Genomic DNA, 18,509 nt, shown 5'->3' on the forward strand with positions numbered 1-18,509 from the left:
TGTCATTCGTGCGACGCGGCGCCACTCCAGATACCGCGCTGCCGCACTTTGCCGGCAGCCCGGCAACCTTTGTGGACGAGGTGAAACATGTGCGGAATCGTCGGAGCAAGCGGCCTGAACAATCAAGTGCCGCAACTGGTCAATGCGCTGAGCAGGCTCGAGTATCGCGGCTACGATTCGTGCGGCATTGCCGTACAGGACGAAGGCCGCCTGCGCAGCGAACGCACGTTGCGGCGCGTGACCGACCTGCAGGCCCGCGTGCTGACGCTGGGTCTCGAGGGGCAGACCTGCATCGCGCACACGCGCTGGGCAACCCACGGCGCACCATCCGAAATGAATGCGCATCCGATCATGTCCGGCGACACGATCGCGGTCGTGCACAACGGCATCATCGAGAACCATGACGCGCTGCGCGTGGAGCTGCGGGAGCGCGGCTATACGTTTCGCGGCCAGACCGACACCGAGGTGATCGCGCACCTGATCCACAGCCTCTATCGCGACGACCTGTTCGACGCGGTCGTGCGCGCCGTCAAGCGGCTGCACGGCGCGTACGCGATCGCGGTGCTGAGCGCGAAAGAGCCGCAGCGCCTCGTCGCCGCGCGCGCCGGCTCGCCGCTCGTGATCGGCATCGGCGCCGAACAGAACTACCTCGCGTCGGACTGTGCGGCGCTCGGCGACCTGACCGACCGCTTCGTCTACCTGGAAGACGGCGACGTCGCACTGATCACGCCGGACCGGATCGCCGTGGTCGACTCGGGCGGGCACGAGGCCCAGCGCCCGCTGTGCCATGTGAAGGCGCGCGAAGACGACGCCGCGCTCGGCCCGTACCAGCACTTCATGCAGAAGGAGATCTTCGAGCAGCCGAAGGCGATCGCCAGCACGCTCGACGGCATCGACACGATTTCGCCCGCGTTGTTCGACGCGACCGACGGCACGCGCGCGCAGCTGTCGCGAGTGAGGAACGTGCTGCTGCTCGGCTGCGGCACCAGCTACTACGCGGGGCTGACCGCGAAGTACTGGCTGGAGGCCATCGCGGGCGTGCCCGCCCAGGTCGAGATCGCCAGCGAATTCCGCTACCGCGAGACGGTGGCCGATCCGCGCACGCTCGTCGTCGGCATTTCGCAATCGGGCGAGACGGCCGACACGATCGGCGCGATCGAGCAGGCGCGCGACATGGGCCAGGAACTGTCGATGGCGATCTGCAACGTGGCGACCAGCACGATCGCGCGCAACGCGCCGCTGCGGTTCCTGACGCGGGCCGGCATCGAGCTCGGCGTCGCGTCGACCAAAGCGTTCACGACGCAGCTCGTCGCGCTGTTCGTGCTGACGCTGACGCTCGCGCAACTGCGCGGCCGGCTCGACGCGAAGCAGGTCGCGCTGCACCTGAAGCAGCTCCATGCGCTGCCCGAGCGCATCGGCCACGCTCTCGCGCTCGAAACGCAGATCATGGGCTGGGCCACGAAGTTCGCACGCACCGAGAATGCGCTGTTCCTCGGGCGCGGCATTCATTTCCCGATCGCGATGGAAGGTGCGCTGAAGCTCAAGGAAGTGTCGTACATCCACGCGGAAGGCTATGCGGCCGGCGAACTGAAGCATGGCCCGCTCGCGCTCGTCACGAGCGCGATGCCGGTCGTCACGATCGCGCCGGACGACCGCCTGTTCCAGAAGCTGAAATCCAACATGGCCGAGGTACGCGCGCGCGGCGGACGGCTCTACGTGCTGGCCGGCGACCAGCTCGGGATCGACGCCGACCGCGACACGCACCTGATCCGCGTGCGCGAATCGGGTGACGTGCTGTCGCCGATCGTCAACGTGATTCCGCTGCAGCTGCTCGCCTATCACGTCGGCTGCGCGCGCGGCGCCGACGTCGACAAGCCGCGCAACCTCGCGAAATCGGTGACCGTCGAATGAGCGGGCGAACGCGCCCGGCACAGGCGGTCGCGCGGTGCGTCGCGACCGTGCTGTGCGGCGCATGCGGCATCGTCACGGCGATGCCGCCCGCCTTCGCCGCCACGCCGGCCGTGCATACGGTCACCGTGCAGGGCGACCCTTCATCTCACCCGGCGGCCGTCGATCCGCGCAGCTTCATGCACGGCATCGGCGTGGCCGACGCCGGCAACGGCAAGCGCTGGGTGTTCTTCAGCAGCTCGGGGACCGTGCCGCGCGGCGCGATGCGCGGCGGCAGCTGGCCGCATGACGTGTACGTCGGCGAATGGCTGCCCGGCAAGCCGAACCTGCTGCACGTCCGCACGTTCATCAGCCGCCCCGAGGCGCAGGAGCCCGTGTCGATCGCGCAGAACGCGCGCGGCGACATCTTCGTCACGTTCGAGGACGGCTGGAACGCGCCGCAGGAAGTCAGCCAGCGCTACGGCGTCTACCGCCGCGACCTGAAGCCGATCAAGCCCTATCCGAACGACGTCGAATCGGGCGGCCATTCGGGGCACGTCGCCACGGCTGCCGACCGCTTCGTCGTGTTCTATTCCGCCGACTGGATCGACGGCGGCGGCGTCGACAACCTCGGCACCGGCAACGGCGTGTACGTGAAAACCTATGACGCCGCCGGCCGCATGCTGAACCATGTCGCGGTCGCGCCGCGCCGCCGCGAGTGGTGGCCCGTCGTCGCGGGCTCGCCGCACACCGCGCTGCTCGTCTGGCAGAAATACATCGAAGGGAGCACGGACGCGACGCTCGAATACGCGATGTTCGACCCGGTCACGGCGAAGCTGGACAAGCTGGGGACGCTGAACGACGCGATCCAGTACTACGTGTATTCGTCGGCTTACGTGCCGGAGATCGACCGCTTCATCGTCGTCACGACGACGGCGGACGATCGCGGCGTCGCGATGCTGATCGCGCCGGATGGCCGCCGCACGGCGACGCTCGACTGCCTGCCGGCGTCGGTGCGCGAATCCGGCATCGGGGTGTCGGGCACGCATGCGTACGTACCGATCCGCGACGGGCGGCTGCTGACGCTGGCGCTCGGGCCGGCGGGCATTTCAGTGAGCGGCGTGCAGCGTTCGCCGATTCCGTGGGGTTCGACCGGTATCGCCGGCTTCCCCGGGAACGGCACCGCGATGCATTTCGTGTCGCTGACGCCGTCGGGCACGCGCGAAGCCGATTTCGAACCGGCCCGGGAAACGCCGATGCCGAAGAGCGCCGTGCCTTGCTCGAGCCATTGACGGCGGCGTGGTAACGGACAGGATCACCGTGAACGCGGCCTGCATGCTCTCGTCCCGGCCTGCCCGCCGCCCCGCTCCCCGCGCTCCAGCCCTCCCGCCTCTTCCGCTCCTTCGCGCTCAAACCACGCCGTGCCATGCCACATCCTTCGCGCAGCCCGACTGCCAGGCGCGCTGCCAGCGGCTTGCCCGATCATGATCGGCCGCTCCCTACCCGCGCAGCAGTCGCCAGCGCCGCGCGTACCGGATAGACTGTCGCCCGATTCCTTCCATCGGCCGCGGCGTCCGCCTCCTGTCGCCGCCGGAACGCCCTTTCCCGGAGAACGAATGCTGAAGCGCCGGTGGTTTTCGCTTTTGCTGCTGACGGTTTGCCTGATCGGACAACGCGCGTCGGCCCAGTCCGCGCTCGAACTCGAGACGGACGGCACGGCCCGCGCCCTCACCCGGCAGACGCTGCTCGCGCGCCCCGATGCCGCCGACATCCACGTGCCGCGCGACATCGCGTACGGCCGGCCGATGACGTTCCGCGCGGTGCCGTTCGCCGCGCTGCTCGGCGACAGGCTGCCGGCCGACGGCGTGCTCGAAACCCGTGCCGCCGACGGCTTCGCCGCGCAACTGCCGCTGGAGCTCGTGCGCCGCCGCACGCCGGCCGGCGCTACCCCGTGGCTCGCGATCGAGGATCCGGCGCATCCGTGGCCGAAGCTGCCCGGCAAGCCGGTCAGCGCCGGGCCGTTCTACCTGGTCTGGCTCGGGCCGGACGCGTCGTCGGTGCGCGGCGAGCAGTGGCCGTATCAGATCGTGCGCGTCACGATCGAATCGTCGCCGCTCGCGCGCTGGCCGTCGCTCGCCGTCGATGCCGCGTTGCCTGAAAACGATCCGGCTCGCGCGGGCCAGCACCTGTTCGTCATGCAATGCCTCGCGTGCCACCGCCTCGACGGCGCGGGCAGCAGCCATGCCGGCCCCGACCTGAACGCGCCGATGAATCCGGTCGACTACTTCCAGCCCGCCGCGCTGCGCCGCTATATCCGCAACCCGGCTTCGGTGCGCGACTGGCCGGGCCGCAGCATGCCGGCGTTTCCGCCCGATCAGCTGAGCGACCGCGAACTCGACCAGATCGTCGCGTATCTCGCTTATATGGCGCGACGCAAGGCCGCTCGGTAACGCGCGGCTGAATCGAATGACTCAAGGAACGTTGATGACGTCAGGCGACACGCTGTTCACCATCGCACGGATCGACGCCGCGCAGACGCACGCGCTCCGCGCGATGATCCTGCTGAATGGCGATCTGGATGCGAGCGCGCTGGCCGGCGACCATGCGCCGACGACGCTGCACGTCGGCGTACGCGACGCGTCGGGCATCGTCGCCGTCGCGTCGCTCTGCGAGGAGGTGCGCGACGACGATCCTGCGCGACCGGCATGGCGGCTGCGCGGGATGGCCGTCCACCCTGCCGTCCGTGGCATGGGCTTCGGGCGTGTGCTGGTGCAGGTGTGCGTGCGGCACGCGGAAGCACACGGGGCTGCACTCGTGTGGTGCACGGCACGCGAATCCGCGCACCGGTTCTATGAAAAGCTCGGCTTCACGGCCGATGACGCGACGATCACGATGCCGGGGCGCACCGATATTGCGTTCCATGTGATGCGGCGATACATCGATCGGCAATCGCCGGCGGGCTGACGCGAACCGGGCGTGCGCGACATCAGGCGGAACGCGACGCGGCCCGGTCCGGCCCGGGGAACACCCTCGCGCCGGACCACCACCGCCCCCTCAGGCTCAGCGTTCCTGCGCACTCTGCAGCACCGCACGCAACAGCACGTCGGCGCCCGCCGCCGCCCACTCGGGCGTAATCGCTTCGGCTTCGTTGTGGCTCAGCCCGTCGACGCACGGCACGAAGATCATCCCCGTCGGCGCGACGCGCGCGACATAGCACGCGTCATGGCCGGCGCCGGACACGATATCCATGTGCGACAGCCCGAGCGCCTGCGCCGCATCACGCACCGTCTCGATGCAGCGCGGCGCGAACGGGATCGGCGCATACGTGAAGATCTGCTCGATCTGCGCACCGAGGCCCGTTTCGTCGGCCACACGCGCGAGTTCCGCGCGCAGTGCCGCGTCCAGTTCGTCGAGCACCGCGTCGTCGGGATGACGGAATTCGACCGTGAAGAAGCACCCGCCCGGCACGGTATTACGCGAGTTCGGCCGCGCCTCGATCATCCCGACGGTCGCCCGCGCGTACGGCGCATAACGGCGGCCGAGCACTTCGACGAACGAGATCATCCGTGCGGCGCCGACCAGCGCATCGCGACGGAATTCCATCGGCGTCGTGCCCGCATGTGCGTCGACACCGGTGAGCGTCACCTCGTACCAGCGCTGCCCCTGCCCGGCCGTCACGACGCCGATCGTCTTGCCGGCCCGTTCGAGAATCGCGCCCTGTTCGATATGCAGTTCGTACGCCGCATGCACCGGATAGCCGCCGACGGGCTCGGCGCCCGCGTAGCCGATCCGCGCCAGTTCCTCGCCGATCGTCCTGCCTGCGCCATCGGTGCGCGACAGCCCGTATTCGAGCGTATAGACGCCCGAGAACACGCCGGCCGACACCATCGCCGGCGCGAAGCGCGAGCCTTCCTCGTTGGTCCAGATCACGACGTCGATCGGGCGCTCGGTCTCGATGCCCGCGTCGTTCAGCGCGCGCACGACCTCGAGCCCGCCGAGCACGCCGTAGATGCCGTCGTAGCGGCCGCCCGTCGGCTGCGAATCGGCGTGCGAGCCGGTCATGACCGGCGCGGCGTCGGGGTTGCGCCCCGCGCGGCGCGCGAACACGTTGCCCATCTGGTCCACGCGCACCGTGCAGCCGGCGTCTTGCGCCCATTGCACGAACAGGTCGCGCGACTCGCGATCGAGATCGGTCAGCGCGAGGCGGCAGACGCCGCCCTTCGGGGTTGCACCGATCTGCGCCATCCGGTCGAGCGACGCCCACAGGCGGTCGCCGTCGACGCGCGGCGCGCTCACGCTTTCAGCAATCGTGTTGTCGTCACGCATCGCCGTTCTCCGGCGCGACCTGCAGCGCGTAACGGAAATCGCAGCGCTTGCCGCCCTGCATGATCGTGCTCGTCCGCGTGAGCGCGATGTCCGGCGCATAGCCCTGGATGAAATAGCTGTCGCGCGCGCAGCTCAGCAGGTGCCCGATCTCGCCGAGCCCCATCGCGTGATACATCTCCGCGTAGCTGCAGCGATGCACGTCGTAGTCGTAATGCGCGTCGTCCGCGCGCCGCACCTCGACGTCGAGCGCATCGTCCTTCTCCCACAACACTTGCAGCGCGATGAACGACTTCACGCTCGTGCCATCCGGTTCCTGCGCGGCAAACGTGCGGCCGGCGTCGACCGCCGCGCCACGCACGGCTTCCGCGATCACGGCCTGCGCGCGCTCGGCGCCGAATTCGCGCTTCATGATCTCGTAGATCGGCTTGATGATTTCCGCTTCGATGCGGCGCCGCGCGAGGATCCCGAGGCGCGTGTCCTCGGGTGCGGCGGCGGATGTCTGGGTGGCTTCGGTCATGGGGATCGTCTTCGTCGTTTTATCGCTGGGTCACGCTGGGTCGCACTGTCTCGTTTACTTGGTCGCGGTGCGCGAGCCGCCGAGCACGTCGACGACGCTCCACTTGCCGCCGCGCGCCTGGTAGATCGTGAAGGCCGGATCCTTCAGGTTGCCTTCGGCATCGAACGCGATCCGCCCCGTCACGCCGGGCCGGTCGATCGCACGCACCGCCGCGACCAGTTTCGCCGGCTGCGTCGTACCGGCCTTCTGCGCAGCCGCGATCAGCGTGGCGGCCGCGTCATACGCGAACGGCGCATGCAGTTCGATCGGGGCGCGGAAGCGCGCCTGGTATTGCGTGTCGAACGCCTTGCCGCCCGGCATCCGGTCGAGCGGCAGGCCCGGTTCGAGCGCCGTCACGCCGTCGCCGTCCTTGCCGGCAAGCGACAGGAAGGTCTGGCTCACGAAGCCGCCCGCGCCGAGCAGCGGCGCGTTCACGCCGAGCTGGCGCATCCGGCGCGAGATCGGCGCGGCCTGCGCATCGAGGCCGCCGAAGAACACGAGATCCGCGCGCTTGCCCTTGATCGCCGTCAGCACGCCGCTGAAGTCGGTCGTCTTGTCGTTCACGTACTGGCGATCGACGATCGTGCCGCCGTTCGCCTCCACGCCCTTGATGAACTGGTCGGCGAGCCCCGAGCCGAACGACGTGCGATCGTCGATCACCGCGATGCGCTTCGCCTTCAGCGTCTTCACCGCATACGCGCCGGTGAAATTGCCGCCCGCATCGTCGTGACCCATGATGCGGAAGGCCGTCGCGTAGCCCTGCTGCGTGTATTGATGGCCGGTGGACGCCGGCGCGATCTGCGGGATGCCCGCATCGCGGTAGACGCGCGACGCCGGCACGCTGCAGCCCGTGTTCCAGTGGCCGACGACGCCGATCACGTGCTTGTCGACGAGTTGCTGCGCGACCGCGACGGCCGTGCGCGGATCGGATTGATCATCGGCCGCGACGAGCTTGTAGACGACCGGCTTGCCGCCGATGGTCGGATGCTTCGCGTTCGCGTCGTCGATCGCGAGTTGCGCGCCGTTCTGCAGATCCTTGCCGATCCGCGCGGACGGGCCGGTGAGCGGCGCGGCGAGACCGATCAGGATCGTCTGCGGCGCGGATTGCGCGAACGCGGGAACGGAGGCGACCAGGGCGGCCGCCGAGAATGCGAGACTGGCGTGGATAAAAGCGATTTTCATGTGCGGGGATCGGTGAATCGGATCAAAACATGAAAAATATTAAATATTTAGCACCCAAACCCCAAATATCCAATTGTTGGATGCTTATGCCGTTCCCGACACATTAACCTACATCACTGTAAATGCAGGGCATTTTCATGTTGTCGCTTACCCTGATTTTTCGATAAAATTCGACACATGAAAAATATCGAACAATTGCCGCACGATCCGCCGCTGCGCGCGGTGCGTGCGTTCGAAGCGTTCGCGCGCCTCGGGTCGGTCACGGCGGCGGCGGGCGAGCTCGACATCACGCCGTCGGCGGTCAGCCATCAGCTGCAGCTGCTCGAAGCGTTCATCCAGACGCCGCTGACCGTGCGCGAGGGCCGGCTGCTCGCCCTCACCGACGAAGGCCGCGACTACTACCGCTCGATCAGCGCCGCGTTCTCGGTGCTGCGCAGCGCGACGCGCTTCGTGCGCGACCGCTCGTCGCTGCGGCAGATCACCGTCAGCCTGATTCCGCTGCTCGGCATCGGCTGGTTCATTCCGCGGCTGCACGCATTCCTGGCCGACAACACGGACGTCGACGTGACCGTGCTGTACGCGCATCACCGCAACTACCGCAGCGATGCATCGGACCTGTCGATCCGCTTCGGCACCGGCGACTGGCCCGGCTACCGCTGCGAACGGCTGCTGCCGGGCGCGATGGTGCCGATGTGCAGCCCGTCGTTCCTGAAGCGCCACGGGCCGTTCCGCACGCCGGCCGATCTCGCGCGCGCTCCGCTCGTGCACGACGAGGATCGCAGCACGTGGGTCAACTGGCTGCAGGGCGCGGGCGTGAAGCATGTGTCGCATGCGGTGGGGCCGATGTTCGAGGACGGCCAGCTCACGCTGAGCGCCGCGCGCGCGGATCTCGGCGCGGCCTTGCTGCGCGCGCCGCTGGTCGAGCGCGAGCTGGCGAATGGCGAGCTCGTGAAGCTGTTCGATCACGTGCTCGACGACGGGCGCGATTACTACCTGTGCACGCGGGAGGACGCGGACATGCCGGACGGGGCGAGGCGGCTGGCGGCGTGGTTGAGGAAGATGGCGGGGATTTGAGCTAAGCACGAAGACGCCGCTCCGACAACCGGCCGAATCGGGAAGCCGCATTCGCATCGGACGTGCCGCGCACTTGCAGTTGGCCGACCGGATCGCCACGATGGTCGTGTCCCGTCACGGAGGTTGAAATGAACAGAATTCCGGTCGATCTATCGGATGACCAGCATGCCGCGTTGACCCGCATCGCCACGCACCAGAACAGATCCTCAGCCGAGATCGTCCGGGACGCGATCGACGTCTACATCGCGCTACGGAACCGGACACTTGCTGACAATGTGTTCGGCCTCTGGAAGGGGCGCAATGCCGTCACCCAGGAAGACTTGCGCTCGGAGTGGTGAACGCGCCCCCGGACGACCTTCGGTGCCGCCTGGAGTCGATCCACCGCGGCTTTTGACTTTCGACGCATTCCCGCTCGCCGCATCTCCGCCCGGCAACCGCTCCACGCGTCAATGACCTCCCCCGCACACCCCACCCAATCAAGGGCCGGAAGCAGATAGAAAATCCCGATGCCCCGGATTGAAACAAGCAATTTCACAAGCTCAGGGTGAACCCGGATACTGGCAACACTCCACTCACCACTGACGAAAAGGAATTGTCCAGATGCCGATCATCAACACCCAAATCAAGCCGTTCAAGGCAACCGCTTACCACAATGGCGATTTCGTGCCCGTCTCGGAAGAGAACTTCAAGGGCAAGTGGTCCGTCGTCGTGTTCTACCCGGCCGACTTCACGTTCGTCTGCCCGACCGAGCTGGGCGACCTCGCCGACCGTTACGCGGAATTCCAGAAGCTGGGTGTCGAAATCTACGGCGTGTCGACCGACACGCACTTCACGCACAAGGCATGGCACGACACGTCGGACACGATCGGCAAGATCAAGTACCCGATGATCGGCGACCCGACGCTCACGCTGTCGCGCAACTTCGACGTGCTGATCGAGGAAGAAGGGATGGCCCTGCGCGGCACGTTCGTGATCAACCCGGAAGGCGAGATCAAGCTGTGCGAAATCCACGACAACGGCATCGGCCGCGACGCAGGCGAACTGCTGCGCAAGGTGCAGGCGGCGCAATACATCGCGGCGCACCCGGGTGAAGTGTGCCCGGCCAAGTGGACGCCGGGTGCGGAAACGCTGACCCCGTCGCTCGACCTGATCGGCAAGATCTGACGATCGCGCCGCGCGCCTCGCACGAGGCGCGCGAGCCTCCCGATGACGGGCCGCCGCGACATGCGGCCCGCGCCCTCCTCCGGCACGACGTGCCCGACCAGAATCATTAATACGGAATCCGAAACGCCATGCTCGACGCCAATCTCAAGAACCAACTCAAAGCGTACCTCGAAAAGATCACGCGCCCGATCGAACTCGTCGCCTCGCTCGACGACAGCGCGAAATCGCAGGAACTGCTGGCGCTGCTGAACGAGATTGCGTCGCTGACGGATCGCGTGACCGTGACCGAACGCCGCGACGACGCCGAGCGCAAGCCGTCGTTCTCGATCGGCGAGCCCGGCAAGCCGGCCGGCATCCGCTTCGCCGGCATCCCGATGGGCCATGAATTCACGTCGCTCGTGCTCGCGCTGCTGCAGACGGGCGGCCATCCGATCAAGCTCGACGACGACGTGATCGAACAGATCCGCGCACTCGACGGCGACTACGCGTTCGAGACGTATTTCTCGCTGTCGTGCCAGAACTGCCCGGAAGTCGTGCAGGCGCTGAACGTGATGTCGCTGATCAACCCGCGCATCCGTCACGTCGCGATCGACGGCGCGCTGTTCCAGGGTGAAGTCGAGTCGCGCCAGATCATGGCCGTGCCGACGATGTTCCTGAACGGCGCCTCGTTCGGCCAGGGCCGCAGCAGCGTGAAGGAAATCCTCGCGAAGCTCGATACGGGCGCCAGCGCACGTGCCGCGAAGTCGCTCGAGTCCAAGCCGGTGTTCGACACGCTGATCGTCGGCGGCGGCCCGGCAGGCGCGGCGGCGGCGATCTACTCGGCGCGCAAGGGCATTGCGACGGGCGTCGTCGCCGAGCGTTTCGGCGGCCAGGTGCTCGACACGATGGCGATCGAGAACTTCGTGTCGGTGCAGGAAACCGAAGGGCCGAAGTTCGCGACCGCGCTCGAACAGCACGTGAAGCAGTATGACGTCGACATCATGGACGTGCAGCGCGCCGATGCGCTGATTCCGGGCGACGTGCACCAGATCCGCCTCGCGAACGGCGCGGTGCTGAAGGCGAAGACGATCGTCCTCGCGACCGGTGCGCGCTGGCGTGAAATCAACGTGCCGGGCGAGCGCGAATACCGCAACCGCGGTGTCGCGTACTGCCCGCACTGCGACGGCCCGCTGTTCAAGGGCAAGCGCGTCGCGGTGGTCGGCGGCGGCAACTCGGGTGTCGAGGCCGCGATCGACCTCGCCGGCATCGTGAAGGCCGTCACGCTGATCGAATACGGCGCGCAACTGCGTGCGGACGAAGTGCTGCAGCGCAAACTGCGCAGCCTGCCGAACGTGACGATCGTCACGCAGGCGCAAACGACCGAGCTGACCGGCGACGGCAGCAAGCTGAACGGGCTCGTCTACAAGGATCTGCGCTCGGGTGACACGCAGCGCATCGATCTCGAAGGCGTGTTCGTGCAGATCGGCCTCGTGCCGAACACCGAATGGCTGAAGGGTACGGTCGAACTGTCGAAGCACGGCGAGATCGTCGTCGATGCACGCGGCGCGACGTCGGTACCGGGCGTGTTCGCGGCCGGCGACGTGACGACGGTGCCGTTCAAGCAGATCGTGATCGCCGTGGGTGAAGGCGCGAAGGCATCGCTCGGCGCGTTCGACCACCTGATCCGGCAGGACGTTGCACCGGTTGCCGCCGCGCAGCCGCAGGCCGAGGAAGCGGTCGCCGCGTAACGCGCGTCAACTCGTCGGCACAACAGTTTGTCTCTCTTGGCCCCGCATGCTTTGGTCGGCGTGCGGGGCCCTTTTTATGCCGAAGGCGTTCGCGGTTACTTGGTCGCGGTCGGGCCGCCGTCCGCTGGCGCAGGCGCCGTCGACTTAAAACTGCTCGACTGCCTGACCAGTTGCTCGGTCATCGCGGCCGCCACCGGATTCGCGCCGGACGACGAACCGCCCTGCCGGTACGAACCGGTGCTCGCCGGCATCGACGACACCGATGACATCGACGGCGGCGGCAACGACGGGTCGAGCTTCGCCGATTCCCTGACGAGCGCGGCCGTCTCCGGCGTTTCGGATTTCGTTGCGGAGGGTGCTGCGGCCGCGTGGCGTTCGAGGCCGTCGCGCTTGCGCGACGCGCGTTGCGTGACCTGCGCGGGTGCGGGTGCAGGTGCGGCCTGCTGCACGGGTTTGGCGGCCGGCGGCGGCGCCGGTGGGGTCGAATCCTGCGCATCGACCGTCACGACGTTGACCTTCGGCGGCGGTGCGGCCGGCTTCGTCACCGGTTGCGGCTTGTCGCTGACCACCGGAATGGCGGGAACAGCCGCCGGCGCGGCGTCGACGCGCGCGGTTGCAGCCGGCGCGGGCGTGGGTGCGGGTGAAGGCGGCGCGGCAGCCGCCTGCTTCGTTGCCGTCGCGGCGGCCGATGCCGGCGGCGAAATCGCGCCCTGCACCGCGTGATCGTTGCCCGCGGGTGCCGCGGCAACAGGCGCGGCCGAATCGCCGATGCCGGCATCTTCGATCGCACGGTGGTCCGCGCGCAGCAGCATCACGTACGCGGTGCCCGCCGCGGCGACCAGGAGCCCGCCGGCGATCATCATGGTTTTACGGGTACTTGTCATGCTTGCTCACCGATCATATCCACGTGAACAAGCCATCATACGCGGCCAGCGTCCGTTGATCTCGTCCGAATACATTTGGTTGCATTGATGACGGCGGAGGTCGCCGGTACCGTGCGCAGCCCTATCGTCAGACGAAAAACCGCCCGCCCCACCCGTCAGATGCAGAAGATCGCGACCGCTATCCCGCCGAACAGCAGCCACTTGACGGTGTAGTACACGGTGCGATTCCACGCCTTCAACCGCTTGCCGGCGCGGCGAATCGCATACAGGTATCTGAATGCACGATTGAGCCCGCCGGTACGGTCACCGGTTTCATTCGGCGACGCGGCCGCGCGCATCAGCAGTTGCCCGAACGCGTCGTTGACGCGCTGCGCCCAACGATATTTCATCGGGCGGTCGATGTCACAGAACAGGATCACGCGATCGTGCGCGGTGCGATTTTCGGCCCAGTGCAGGTACGTCTCGTCGAACATCACGGCCTCGCCGTCGCGCCACGCATACGATTCGCCGTCGACGACGATCCGGCATGCGTCGTCGTTCGGCGTATCGAGCCCGAGGTGGTAACGCAGCGAGCCCGCATATGGATCGCGATGCAGCCCGAGCCTCCCGCCCGGCGGCAACTGCGCGAACATCGCCGCCTTGATCGACGGAATCCGCGACAGGATCTCGACCGAGCGCGGACACAACGCCTGCGCGGACGGATGCGGCGCGTCGTACCACTTCAGGTAGAAACGTTTCCAGCCGTGGCGAAAGAACGAATTGAAGCCGATGTCGTTGTACTCGCCCGATGCCTTGATCCGGCTCGCGTCGCGCAACGCGAGCGCTTCGCTGCGGAACGTGCGCCATTCGCGCTGCAGCACCGCGAGTTCCGGAAAGTGGTCCGTGTCGAGAAACGGCGTGGTCGGCACCGACGAGAACGCGTACGAAAAGCAGTTCAGCGGCGCGGTAAAGGTCGAGTGGTCGGATAGTTGCCTGAACAACCGGTGCCGAACCTTGCCGCGCCGATGCGTGTACACGACACACGCAACGAACACGATCAACAGGACCCAGCGCATCGATATTTCCCCCGTAAGCTGTTTGCCAGAATTCTAGGTACGGGGAAAATTTCCTGCGCTGACGCGCAGGTCATGCGGTGTGCGTTGTCACGGCGTAGCGAGATGCCGGATCGCGCCATGCCGAAACGCCGAAAAGCCCGTGAATACGGGCTTTTCGGGCAATCCGGACGCGCGGACGGCCTACCGCCGCCGCACGCGCCGGCAGCGACTATTCCGGAAACGGCAAATCAGTTTGTCCGTCTGCGCGCATGCCGAACGTGTTCAGCGTCATCGCGACGAGCGCGTAGTAGCCGAGCAATGCAACGAGATTGACGACGGTTTCGTGGCCGAAGCGCGCTTGCGCACGCGCGAACGTCGCATCGCTCACGCGCCGCGTGTCGTACAGCTCGCTCGCGAATGCATGGATCAGCGCATCGTCGTCCGACTCGAATGCGGGTGCGACGCCGCGCCGGATCGCGTCGGCCGTCGCGGCCGGCACGCCCGCCTCGAGTGCGATCGGATGGTGGATGTGCCACTCGGCCTGCGAGCGCCAGCGCGCGGCCGTCACGAGAATCGCGAGTTCCGACAGGCGCAGCGGCAGGCCCGTGCGATAGCGGCAGAACGCGCCGAGCTTCTGTGCGTGCTGAGCCAGCTCGGGGCTCGCGATCCAGCCGAGAAACGGCCCGTTCAGGTTGCCGCGCGGGCCATTGAGAATGTCGGCCAGCACGGCCTTCTGCTCATCGGTGGCCGATGCGGGATCGAACGGAGGCAATCTGTTGGTCATGGCGAAGTCCGGACTAGGTTCGATGAATGCGGTCACGCGCCGGCCGACGCGAGCGCCGTACCGATCGCGCCCGACAGCCGCTCGACGATCGTATCGATCTGCTGCGCGGTGCAAATGAACGGCGGCGCGACCAGGATGTGATCGCCGTGAACGCCGTCGATCGTCCCGCCCATCGGATACACCATCAGGCCGCGCTGCATCGCTTCGCGCTTGACCGCCGCATGCAGCTTCAGCGCCGGATCGAACGTCGCCTTGCTGTCGCGATCGCGCACGAGCTCGACGCCGACGAACAGCCCGCGGCCGCGCACGTCACCGATATGCGGATGCGCGCCGTAATGCTCGCGCAGCGACGCGCGCAGTTGCTCGCCGCGCGCCTTCACGTTGTCGAGCAGTTGCTCTTCGGCGATCACGCGCTGCACTTCGAGCGCGGCCGCGCAGGCGGTCGCATGGCCGAGGTACGTGTGACCGTGCTGGAAGAAACCCGAGCCGTCGACGATCGTCCGGTAGATGCGGTCGCTGACGAGCGTCGCGCCGATCGGCTGGTAGCCCGCGCCGAGCCCTTTCGCGATCGTCAGCAGGTCGGGGGCGACGCCGTCTTCATCGCACGCGTACAGGTAGCCCGTGCGGCCCATCCCCGACATGATCTCGTCGAGGATCAGCAGCACGCCGTACTTGTCGCACACCGCGCGAATCTTCTTCAGGTACGTGCGCACCGGCGGCACCGCGCCGGCCGTTGCGCCCACCACCGTTTCCGCGACGAACGCCGCGACGTTTTCCGCGCCGAGTTCGACGATCTTCTGCTCGAGTTCGTCCGCCAGGCGTTGCGCATACGCTTCGTCGGTTTCACCCGCCTGCTGGTCGCGGTACGCATAACACGGGCTCACGTGGTGCGCCTCGATCAGCAGCGGCAGGAACGGCTCGCGCCGCCACGCATTGCCGCCGATCGCGAGCGCGCCGAGCGTGTTGCCGTGATAGCTCTGGCGTCGCGCGATGAAATGGCGGCGCTGCGGCTCGCCCTTTTCGACGAAATACTGGCGTGCGAGCTTCAGCGCGGCCTCGACCGCCTCGGAGCCGCCCGACACGAAATACACGTGTTCGAGGCCGGCCGGCGCGGCGTCGACGAGCCGGTCGGCCAGTTCCTCCGCCACGTCGGTCGTGAAGAACGACGTATGGGCGTACGCCAGTTGCTGCGCCTGCCGCTTGATCGCGTCGATCACGCGCTGGTTGCTGTGGCCGAGACACGAAACGGCCGCGCCGCCGCACGCGTCGATATAGCGTTTGCCGGTCGAGTCGATGATCTCGATACCCTCGCCTGCGACGGCAACGGGCAAGGTGGCGCGCGGAGCGCGATGGAAAACGGTCGTCATGCGTTGCCTCATGGATCAGGACGCGTCGTGCGCGCGTCCGGACGGCACGATGCGCGTCGCGAAACGCTGCGTGCCGTGTTGGTGAAGGGTGAAATCGATCGATGCCGCGCCGATCGCGAACACGGCGGTGGCCAGCGTGTTCTCGTCGTCGGGGTCGGCCGGATCGTCGCGGTAGATCGGCAGCCCTTCCGGCGCGCGATCGCCGAGCACGCGCAGCAGCGCGGCTTCGTCGATCGCGTCGATGGCGGGCGTGAGCGCATCGACGCGACGCTGGCGGTCGGCCGACGATTGCGTGACGATCTGCGCTTCCGCGTCGCAGCCCGGGTGCACGAGATGGTTCGCATGCCCCGTAAGCCGCGCGACGTCGACCACCGAACAGCGCGCGACGCTCGCCTCGATGCTCAGCAGCCGCGCATCGCAGGTCGCGCCCAGCGTGTGATGAAAGCCGCTCGCGCGCGCATGGCCGCGCAGCACGTCGGCCGCCGCGTCGAGCGACGTCGCATCGAGCACCGCGCGCGCGAGGATCATCCGCGGCACGCCCGCTGCCGGCGTGCGGATCCGCAGGTTGTTGATCGCCTGCGCGATGCCCGCGCGGTTCGCGGCAAAGGTATGGCCCGGCAGCGAACCGGGGTAATAGAAGCTGATGAAGCCGGGCTTGCCCGCCGGTTGCACGTCGACGAGCAGGCAGCGCTCGCGCAGGTACGGATCGCCGTCCTCGTTGTGCGCGATCCAGCGCGTGCCGGCCGCGTCACGCGCGGCAAGCGTCGTGCAGCCGTCCGGCGCGTTGTGGATCAGCTCGCCGCGGCAGTTCCACAGAAAGATGTCCTCGGCCGGCCAGCCGACACCCGCCGCGATCCCGTCCAGCTCCGCGACGAGATCCGGATACGCGGCCAGCGCAGCCTGCCGCAGCGCGGCGACGAACGGATGGCCGCGCCAGCGGCGCACGGCCTGCCACGCGCTGCTCTGCTGCATGTATTCGTCGAACACGGGGCGGGCGAGCTCGCCGAGGCGCACGCCGATGTCGAACGGCGCGCCGGCGATGACAGGGGAAAGGGAAAGCGGCATGTCGGTATTTCGGTTTCGTTCAGGACACGTGTTTCAGGAATTCCTTCAGGCGTGGCGTCGGCGGCCGGTCGATCAGGTCGACCGGATGGCCGTCCTCGGCAATCCCGCCCTGATCCATGAACAGCAAGCGTGTGCCGACCCGCTTCGCGAAGCCGATCTCGTGCGTGACGACGATCATCGTCATGCCTTCGGTCGCGAGATCCTGCATCACTTTCAGCACTTCGTGGCGCAATTCCGGATCGAGCGCCGACGTCGGCTCGTCGAACAGCATCAGCCGCGGCCGGATCGCGAGCGCACGCGCGATCGCGACACGCTGCTGCTGGCCCCCCGACAGCTCCGACGGATAATGATTCGCGCGCGATTCGAGGCCGACCTTGTCGAGCAGCGCCATCGCCTGGTCGCGCGCGTCGGCGCGCGACGCGCCGCGCACCTGCATCGGCCCGAACATCACGTTCTCGAGCGCGGTCATTTGCGGGAACAGGTTGAACTGCTGGAACACCATGCCGGCTTCGAGCCGGATGTTGCGGATCGTCGTCGCGTTGCCGCGCACGCTCTGGCCGTCGACCAGCAACTCGCCGCCGGTGATTTTCTCCAGCGCGTTGATACAGCGCAACATCGTCGATTTGCCCGAGCCCGACGGGCCGACCACGACGACCACCTCGCCCGCGTCGATCTTCAGGTCGATGTTCTTCAGCACCGGCACGTGGCCGAAGCTCTTCGACACGTTCTGGAATTCGATCATGCTCATAGAATCCTCATGCGCTTTTCGACGAGCCGAAGCGTCAGCGTCATCACGCCGGTCAGTATCAGGTAGATAACGGCCACCGCACTCCAGATCTCGACCGCCTGGAAATTGCCCGCGATGATCTCCTGTCCCTTGCGCGTCAGCTCGCCGACGCCGATCACGATGAACAGCGACGTGTCCTTCAGGCTCACGATGCACTGGTTGCCGAGCGGCGGAATCAGCCGCCGGAACGCGAGCGGCCCGACGATCTTCAGCAGCACACGCGGCATCGACAAGCCCATCGCGAGCCCCGCTTCCGTCAGCCCCTTTGGGATCGACAGCAGCGCGCCGCGCACCACTTCCGCGAGATACGCGCCGGAATTCACCGTGATCGCGATGATCGCGGCCGTCAGGCCGTCGATGCGGATATGCGCGAGCAGCGGCAGCGCGAAATACAGGAACATCACCTGCACGACGATCGGCGTGCCGCGAATCAATTCAATATAAACCTGCGCGAGCACGTTCATCGCCTTCGGTCCGTATGCGCGGAACATGCCCGCGACCATCCCGACGATGAAGCCGCCCACCAGCCCGAAAAATGCGATGAACACCGTCAACCGGACCCCATCCATCAGGTCCGGCAACGCCGCCCAGATCGCCGACCAATCGAAATTCACTTGTCGCTCCCCGTTCGAATCAAGACCGGCGCGGCCACTCGGCCGCACCATGGCGCGT

18 protein-coding genes are annotated in these 18,509 nt (G+C 67.3%); 8 read left to right on the forward strand and 10 right to left on the reverse strand.

Annotated elements, in window-relative coordinates; all coding sequences use genetic code 11:
* The first annotated feature begins 87 nt into the window (after nucleotides 1-87).
* The 4 genes from glmS to CFB82_RS27310 all read left to right on the forward strand — a co-directional run bounded on the left by glmS (nucleotide 88) and on the right by CFB82_RS27310 (nucleotide 4,851).
* Nucleotides 88-1,911 (forward strand): glutamine--fructose-6-phosphate transaminase (isomerizing), encoded by a 1,824-nt coding sequence (gene glmS / locus CFB82_RS27295; RefSeq protein WP_069251298.1) that lies wholly within the window; start codon nucleotides 88-90, stop codon nucleotides 1,909-1,911.
* Nucleotides 1,908-3,179 (forward strand): hypothetical protein, encoded by a 1,272-nt coding sequence (locus tag CFB82_RS27300; RefSeq protein ID WP_089486038.1) that lies wholly within the window; start codon nucleotides 1,908-1,910, stop codon nucleotides 3,177-3,179. Before glmS ends, CFB82_RS27300 begins: the two co-directional genes overlap by 4 nt.
* A gap of 324 nt (nucleotides 3,180-3,503) precedes the next feature.
* Nucleotides 3,504-4,337: a c-type cytochrome gene (locus CFB82_RS27305; RefSeq protein WP_089486039.1), complete on the forward strand. Its 834-nt coding sequence runs from the start codon at nucleotides 3,504-3,506 to the stop codon at nucleotides 4,335-4,337.
* Nucleotides 4,338-4,371: 34 nt separating this feature from the next.
* Entirely contained in the window at nucleotides 4,372-4,851 is a 480-nt protein-coding gene (locus CFB82_RS27310; RefSeq protein WP_089486040.1) for a GNAT family N-acetyltransferase, read from the forward strand.
* Between the two features lie 96 nt (nucleotides 4,852-4,947).
* Here the strand turns inward: CFB82_RS27310 and CFB82_RS27315 are convergent, their stop codons facing one another.
* The 3 genes from CFB82_RS27315 to CFB82_RS27325 are packed head-to-tail and all read right to left on the reverse strand — an operon-like array spanning nucleotide 4,948 to nucleotide 7,951.
* On the reverse strand, nucleotides 4,948-6,213 hold the full coding sequence (locus tag CFB82_RS27315; RefSeq protein WP_089447446.1) for a Zn-dependent hydrolase: 1,266 nt from the start codon (nucleotides 6,211-6,213) through the stop codon (nucleotides 4,948-4,950).
* Nucleotides 6,206-6,730 carry an L-2-amino-thiazoline-4-carboxylic acid hydrolase gene (locus tag CFB82_RS27320; RefSeq protein WP_089447445.1) on the reverse strand — a complete coding sequence of 175 codons (525 nt, stop codon included), beginning with the start codon at nucleotides 6,728-6,730 and terminating at the stop codon, nucleotides 6,206-6,208. The genes CFB82_RS27315 and CFB82_RS27320 overlap by 8 nt, the downstream gene beginning before the upstream one ends.
* Nucleotides 6,731-6,784: 54 nt before the next feature.
* Nucleotides 6,785-7,951: a branched-chain amino acid ABC transporter substrate-binding protein gene (locus CFB82_RS27325; protein ID WP_089447444.1), complete on the reverse strand. Its 1,167-nt coding sequence runs from the start codon at nucleotides 7,949-7,951 to the stop codon at nucleotides 6,785-6,787.
* Nucleotides 7,952-8,128: 177 nt separating this feature from the next.
* Between CFB82_RS27325 and CFB82_RS27330 the strand changes: the two genes are divergently transcribed.
* The 4 genes from CFB82_RS27330 to ahpF all read left to right on the forward strand — a co-directional run bounded on the left by CFB82_RS27330 (nucleotide 8,129) and on the right by ahpF (nucleotide 11,916).
* Nucleotides 8,129-9,025, forward strand: a complete 897-nt coding sequence (locus CFB82_RS27330; protein WP_069251291.1) for a LysR substrate-binding domain-containing protein — start codon at nucleotides 8,129-8,131, stop codon at nucleotides 9,023-9,025.
* Nucleotides 9,026-9,153: 128 nt separating this feature from the next.
* Nucleotides 9,154-9,363, forward strand: coding sequence for a hypothetical protein (locus CFB82_RS27335; RefSeq protein ID WP_089447443.1), 210 nt, complete (start codon nucleotides 9,154-9,156; stop codon nucleotides 9,361-9,363).
* Nucleotides 9,364-9,625: 262 nt separating this feature from the next.
* Nucleotides 9,626-10,189, forward strand: coding sequence for an alkyl hydroperoxide reductase subunit C (gene ahpC, locus CFB82_RS27340; RefSeq protein WP_006488685.1), 564 nt, complete (start codon nucleotides 9,626-9,628; stop codon nucleotides 10,187-10,189).
* Nucleotides 10,190-10,317: 128 nt separating this feature from the next.
* Complete coding sequence (ahpF, locus tag CFB82_RS27345) at nucleotides 10,318-11,916, forward strand: alkyl hydroperoxide reductase subunit F (RefSeq protein WP_089447442.1); 1,599 nt, start codon at nucleotides 10,318-10,320, stop codon at nucleotides 11,914-11,916.
* A 95-nt stretch (nucleotides 11,917-12,011) separates the two neighbouring features.
* Here ahpF and CFB82_RS27350 read toward each other — a convergent pair whose 3' ends face one another.
* The 7 genes from CFB82_RS27350 to glnP form a co-directional block, all read right to left on the reverse strand.
* Entirely contained in the window at nucleotides 12,012-12,800 is a 789-nt protein-coding gene (locus CFB82_RS27350) for an extensin (protein WP_069251289.1), read from the reverse strand.
* Between the two features lie 155 nt (nucleotides 12,801-12,955).
* Nucleotides 12,956-13,855, reverse strand: a complete 900-nt coding sequence (gene lpxO / locus CFB82_RS27355; RefSeq protein WP_069251288.1) for a lipid A hydroxylase LpxO — start codon at nucleotides 13,853-13,855, stop codon at nucleotides 12,956-12,958.
* Nucleotides 13,856-14,063: 208 nt separating this feature from the next.
* Complete coding sequence (locus tag CFB82_RS27360; RefSeq protein WP_089486041.1) at nucleotides 14,064-14,618, reverse strand: carboxymuconolactone decarboxylase family protein; 555 nt, start codon at nucleotides 14,616-14,618, stop codon at nucleotides 14,064-14,066.
* 32 nt (nucleotides 14,619-14,650) lie between these two features.
* On the reverse strand, nucleotides 14,651-15,985 hold the full coding sequence (locus tag CFB82_RS27365; RefSeq protein ID WP_089486042.1) for an aspartate aminotransferase family protein: 1,335 nt from the start codon (nucleotides 15,983-15,985) through the stop codon (nucleotides 14,651-14,653).
* Between the two features lie 15 nt (nucleotides 15,986-16,000).
* The gene (locus tag CFB82_RS27370; protein WP_089486043.1) at nucleotides 16,001-17,050 is read right to left on the reverse strand and encodes a C45 family autoproteolytic acyltransferase/hydolase; all 1,050 of its coding nucleotides are present in this window, start codon (nucleotides 17,048-17,050) and stop codon (nucleotides 16,001-16,003) included.
* Between the two features lie 19 nt (nucleotides 17,051-17,069).
* Nucleotides 17,070-17,798 (reverse strand): glutamine ABC transporter ATP-binding protein GlnQ, encoded by a 729-nt coding sequence (gene glnQ / locus CFB82_RS27375; protein ID WP_011547980.1) that lies wholly within the window; start codon nucleotides 17,796-17,798, stop codon nucleotides 17,070-17,072.
* Nucleotides 17,795-18,502 (reverse strand): glutamine ABC transporter permease GlnP, encoded by a 708-nt coding sequence (glnP, locus tag CFB82_RS27380; RefSeq protein WP_174946568.1) that lies wholly within the window; start codon nucleotides 18,500-18,502, stop codon nucleotides 17,795-17,797. Before glnP ends, glnQ begins: the two co-directional genes overlap by 4 nt.
* Between the last annotated feature and the right edge of the window lie 7 nt (nucleotides 18,503-18,509).

The organism is Burkholderia sp. HI2714, from assembly GCF_002223085.1.
GTDB lineage: Bacteria > Pseudomonadota > Gammaproteobacteria > Burkholderiales > Burkholderiaceae > Burkholderia > Burkholderia lata_D.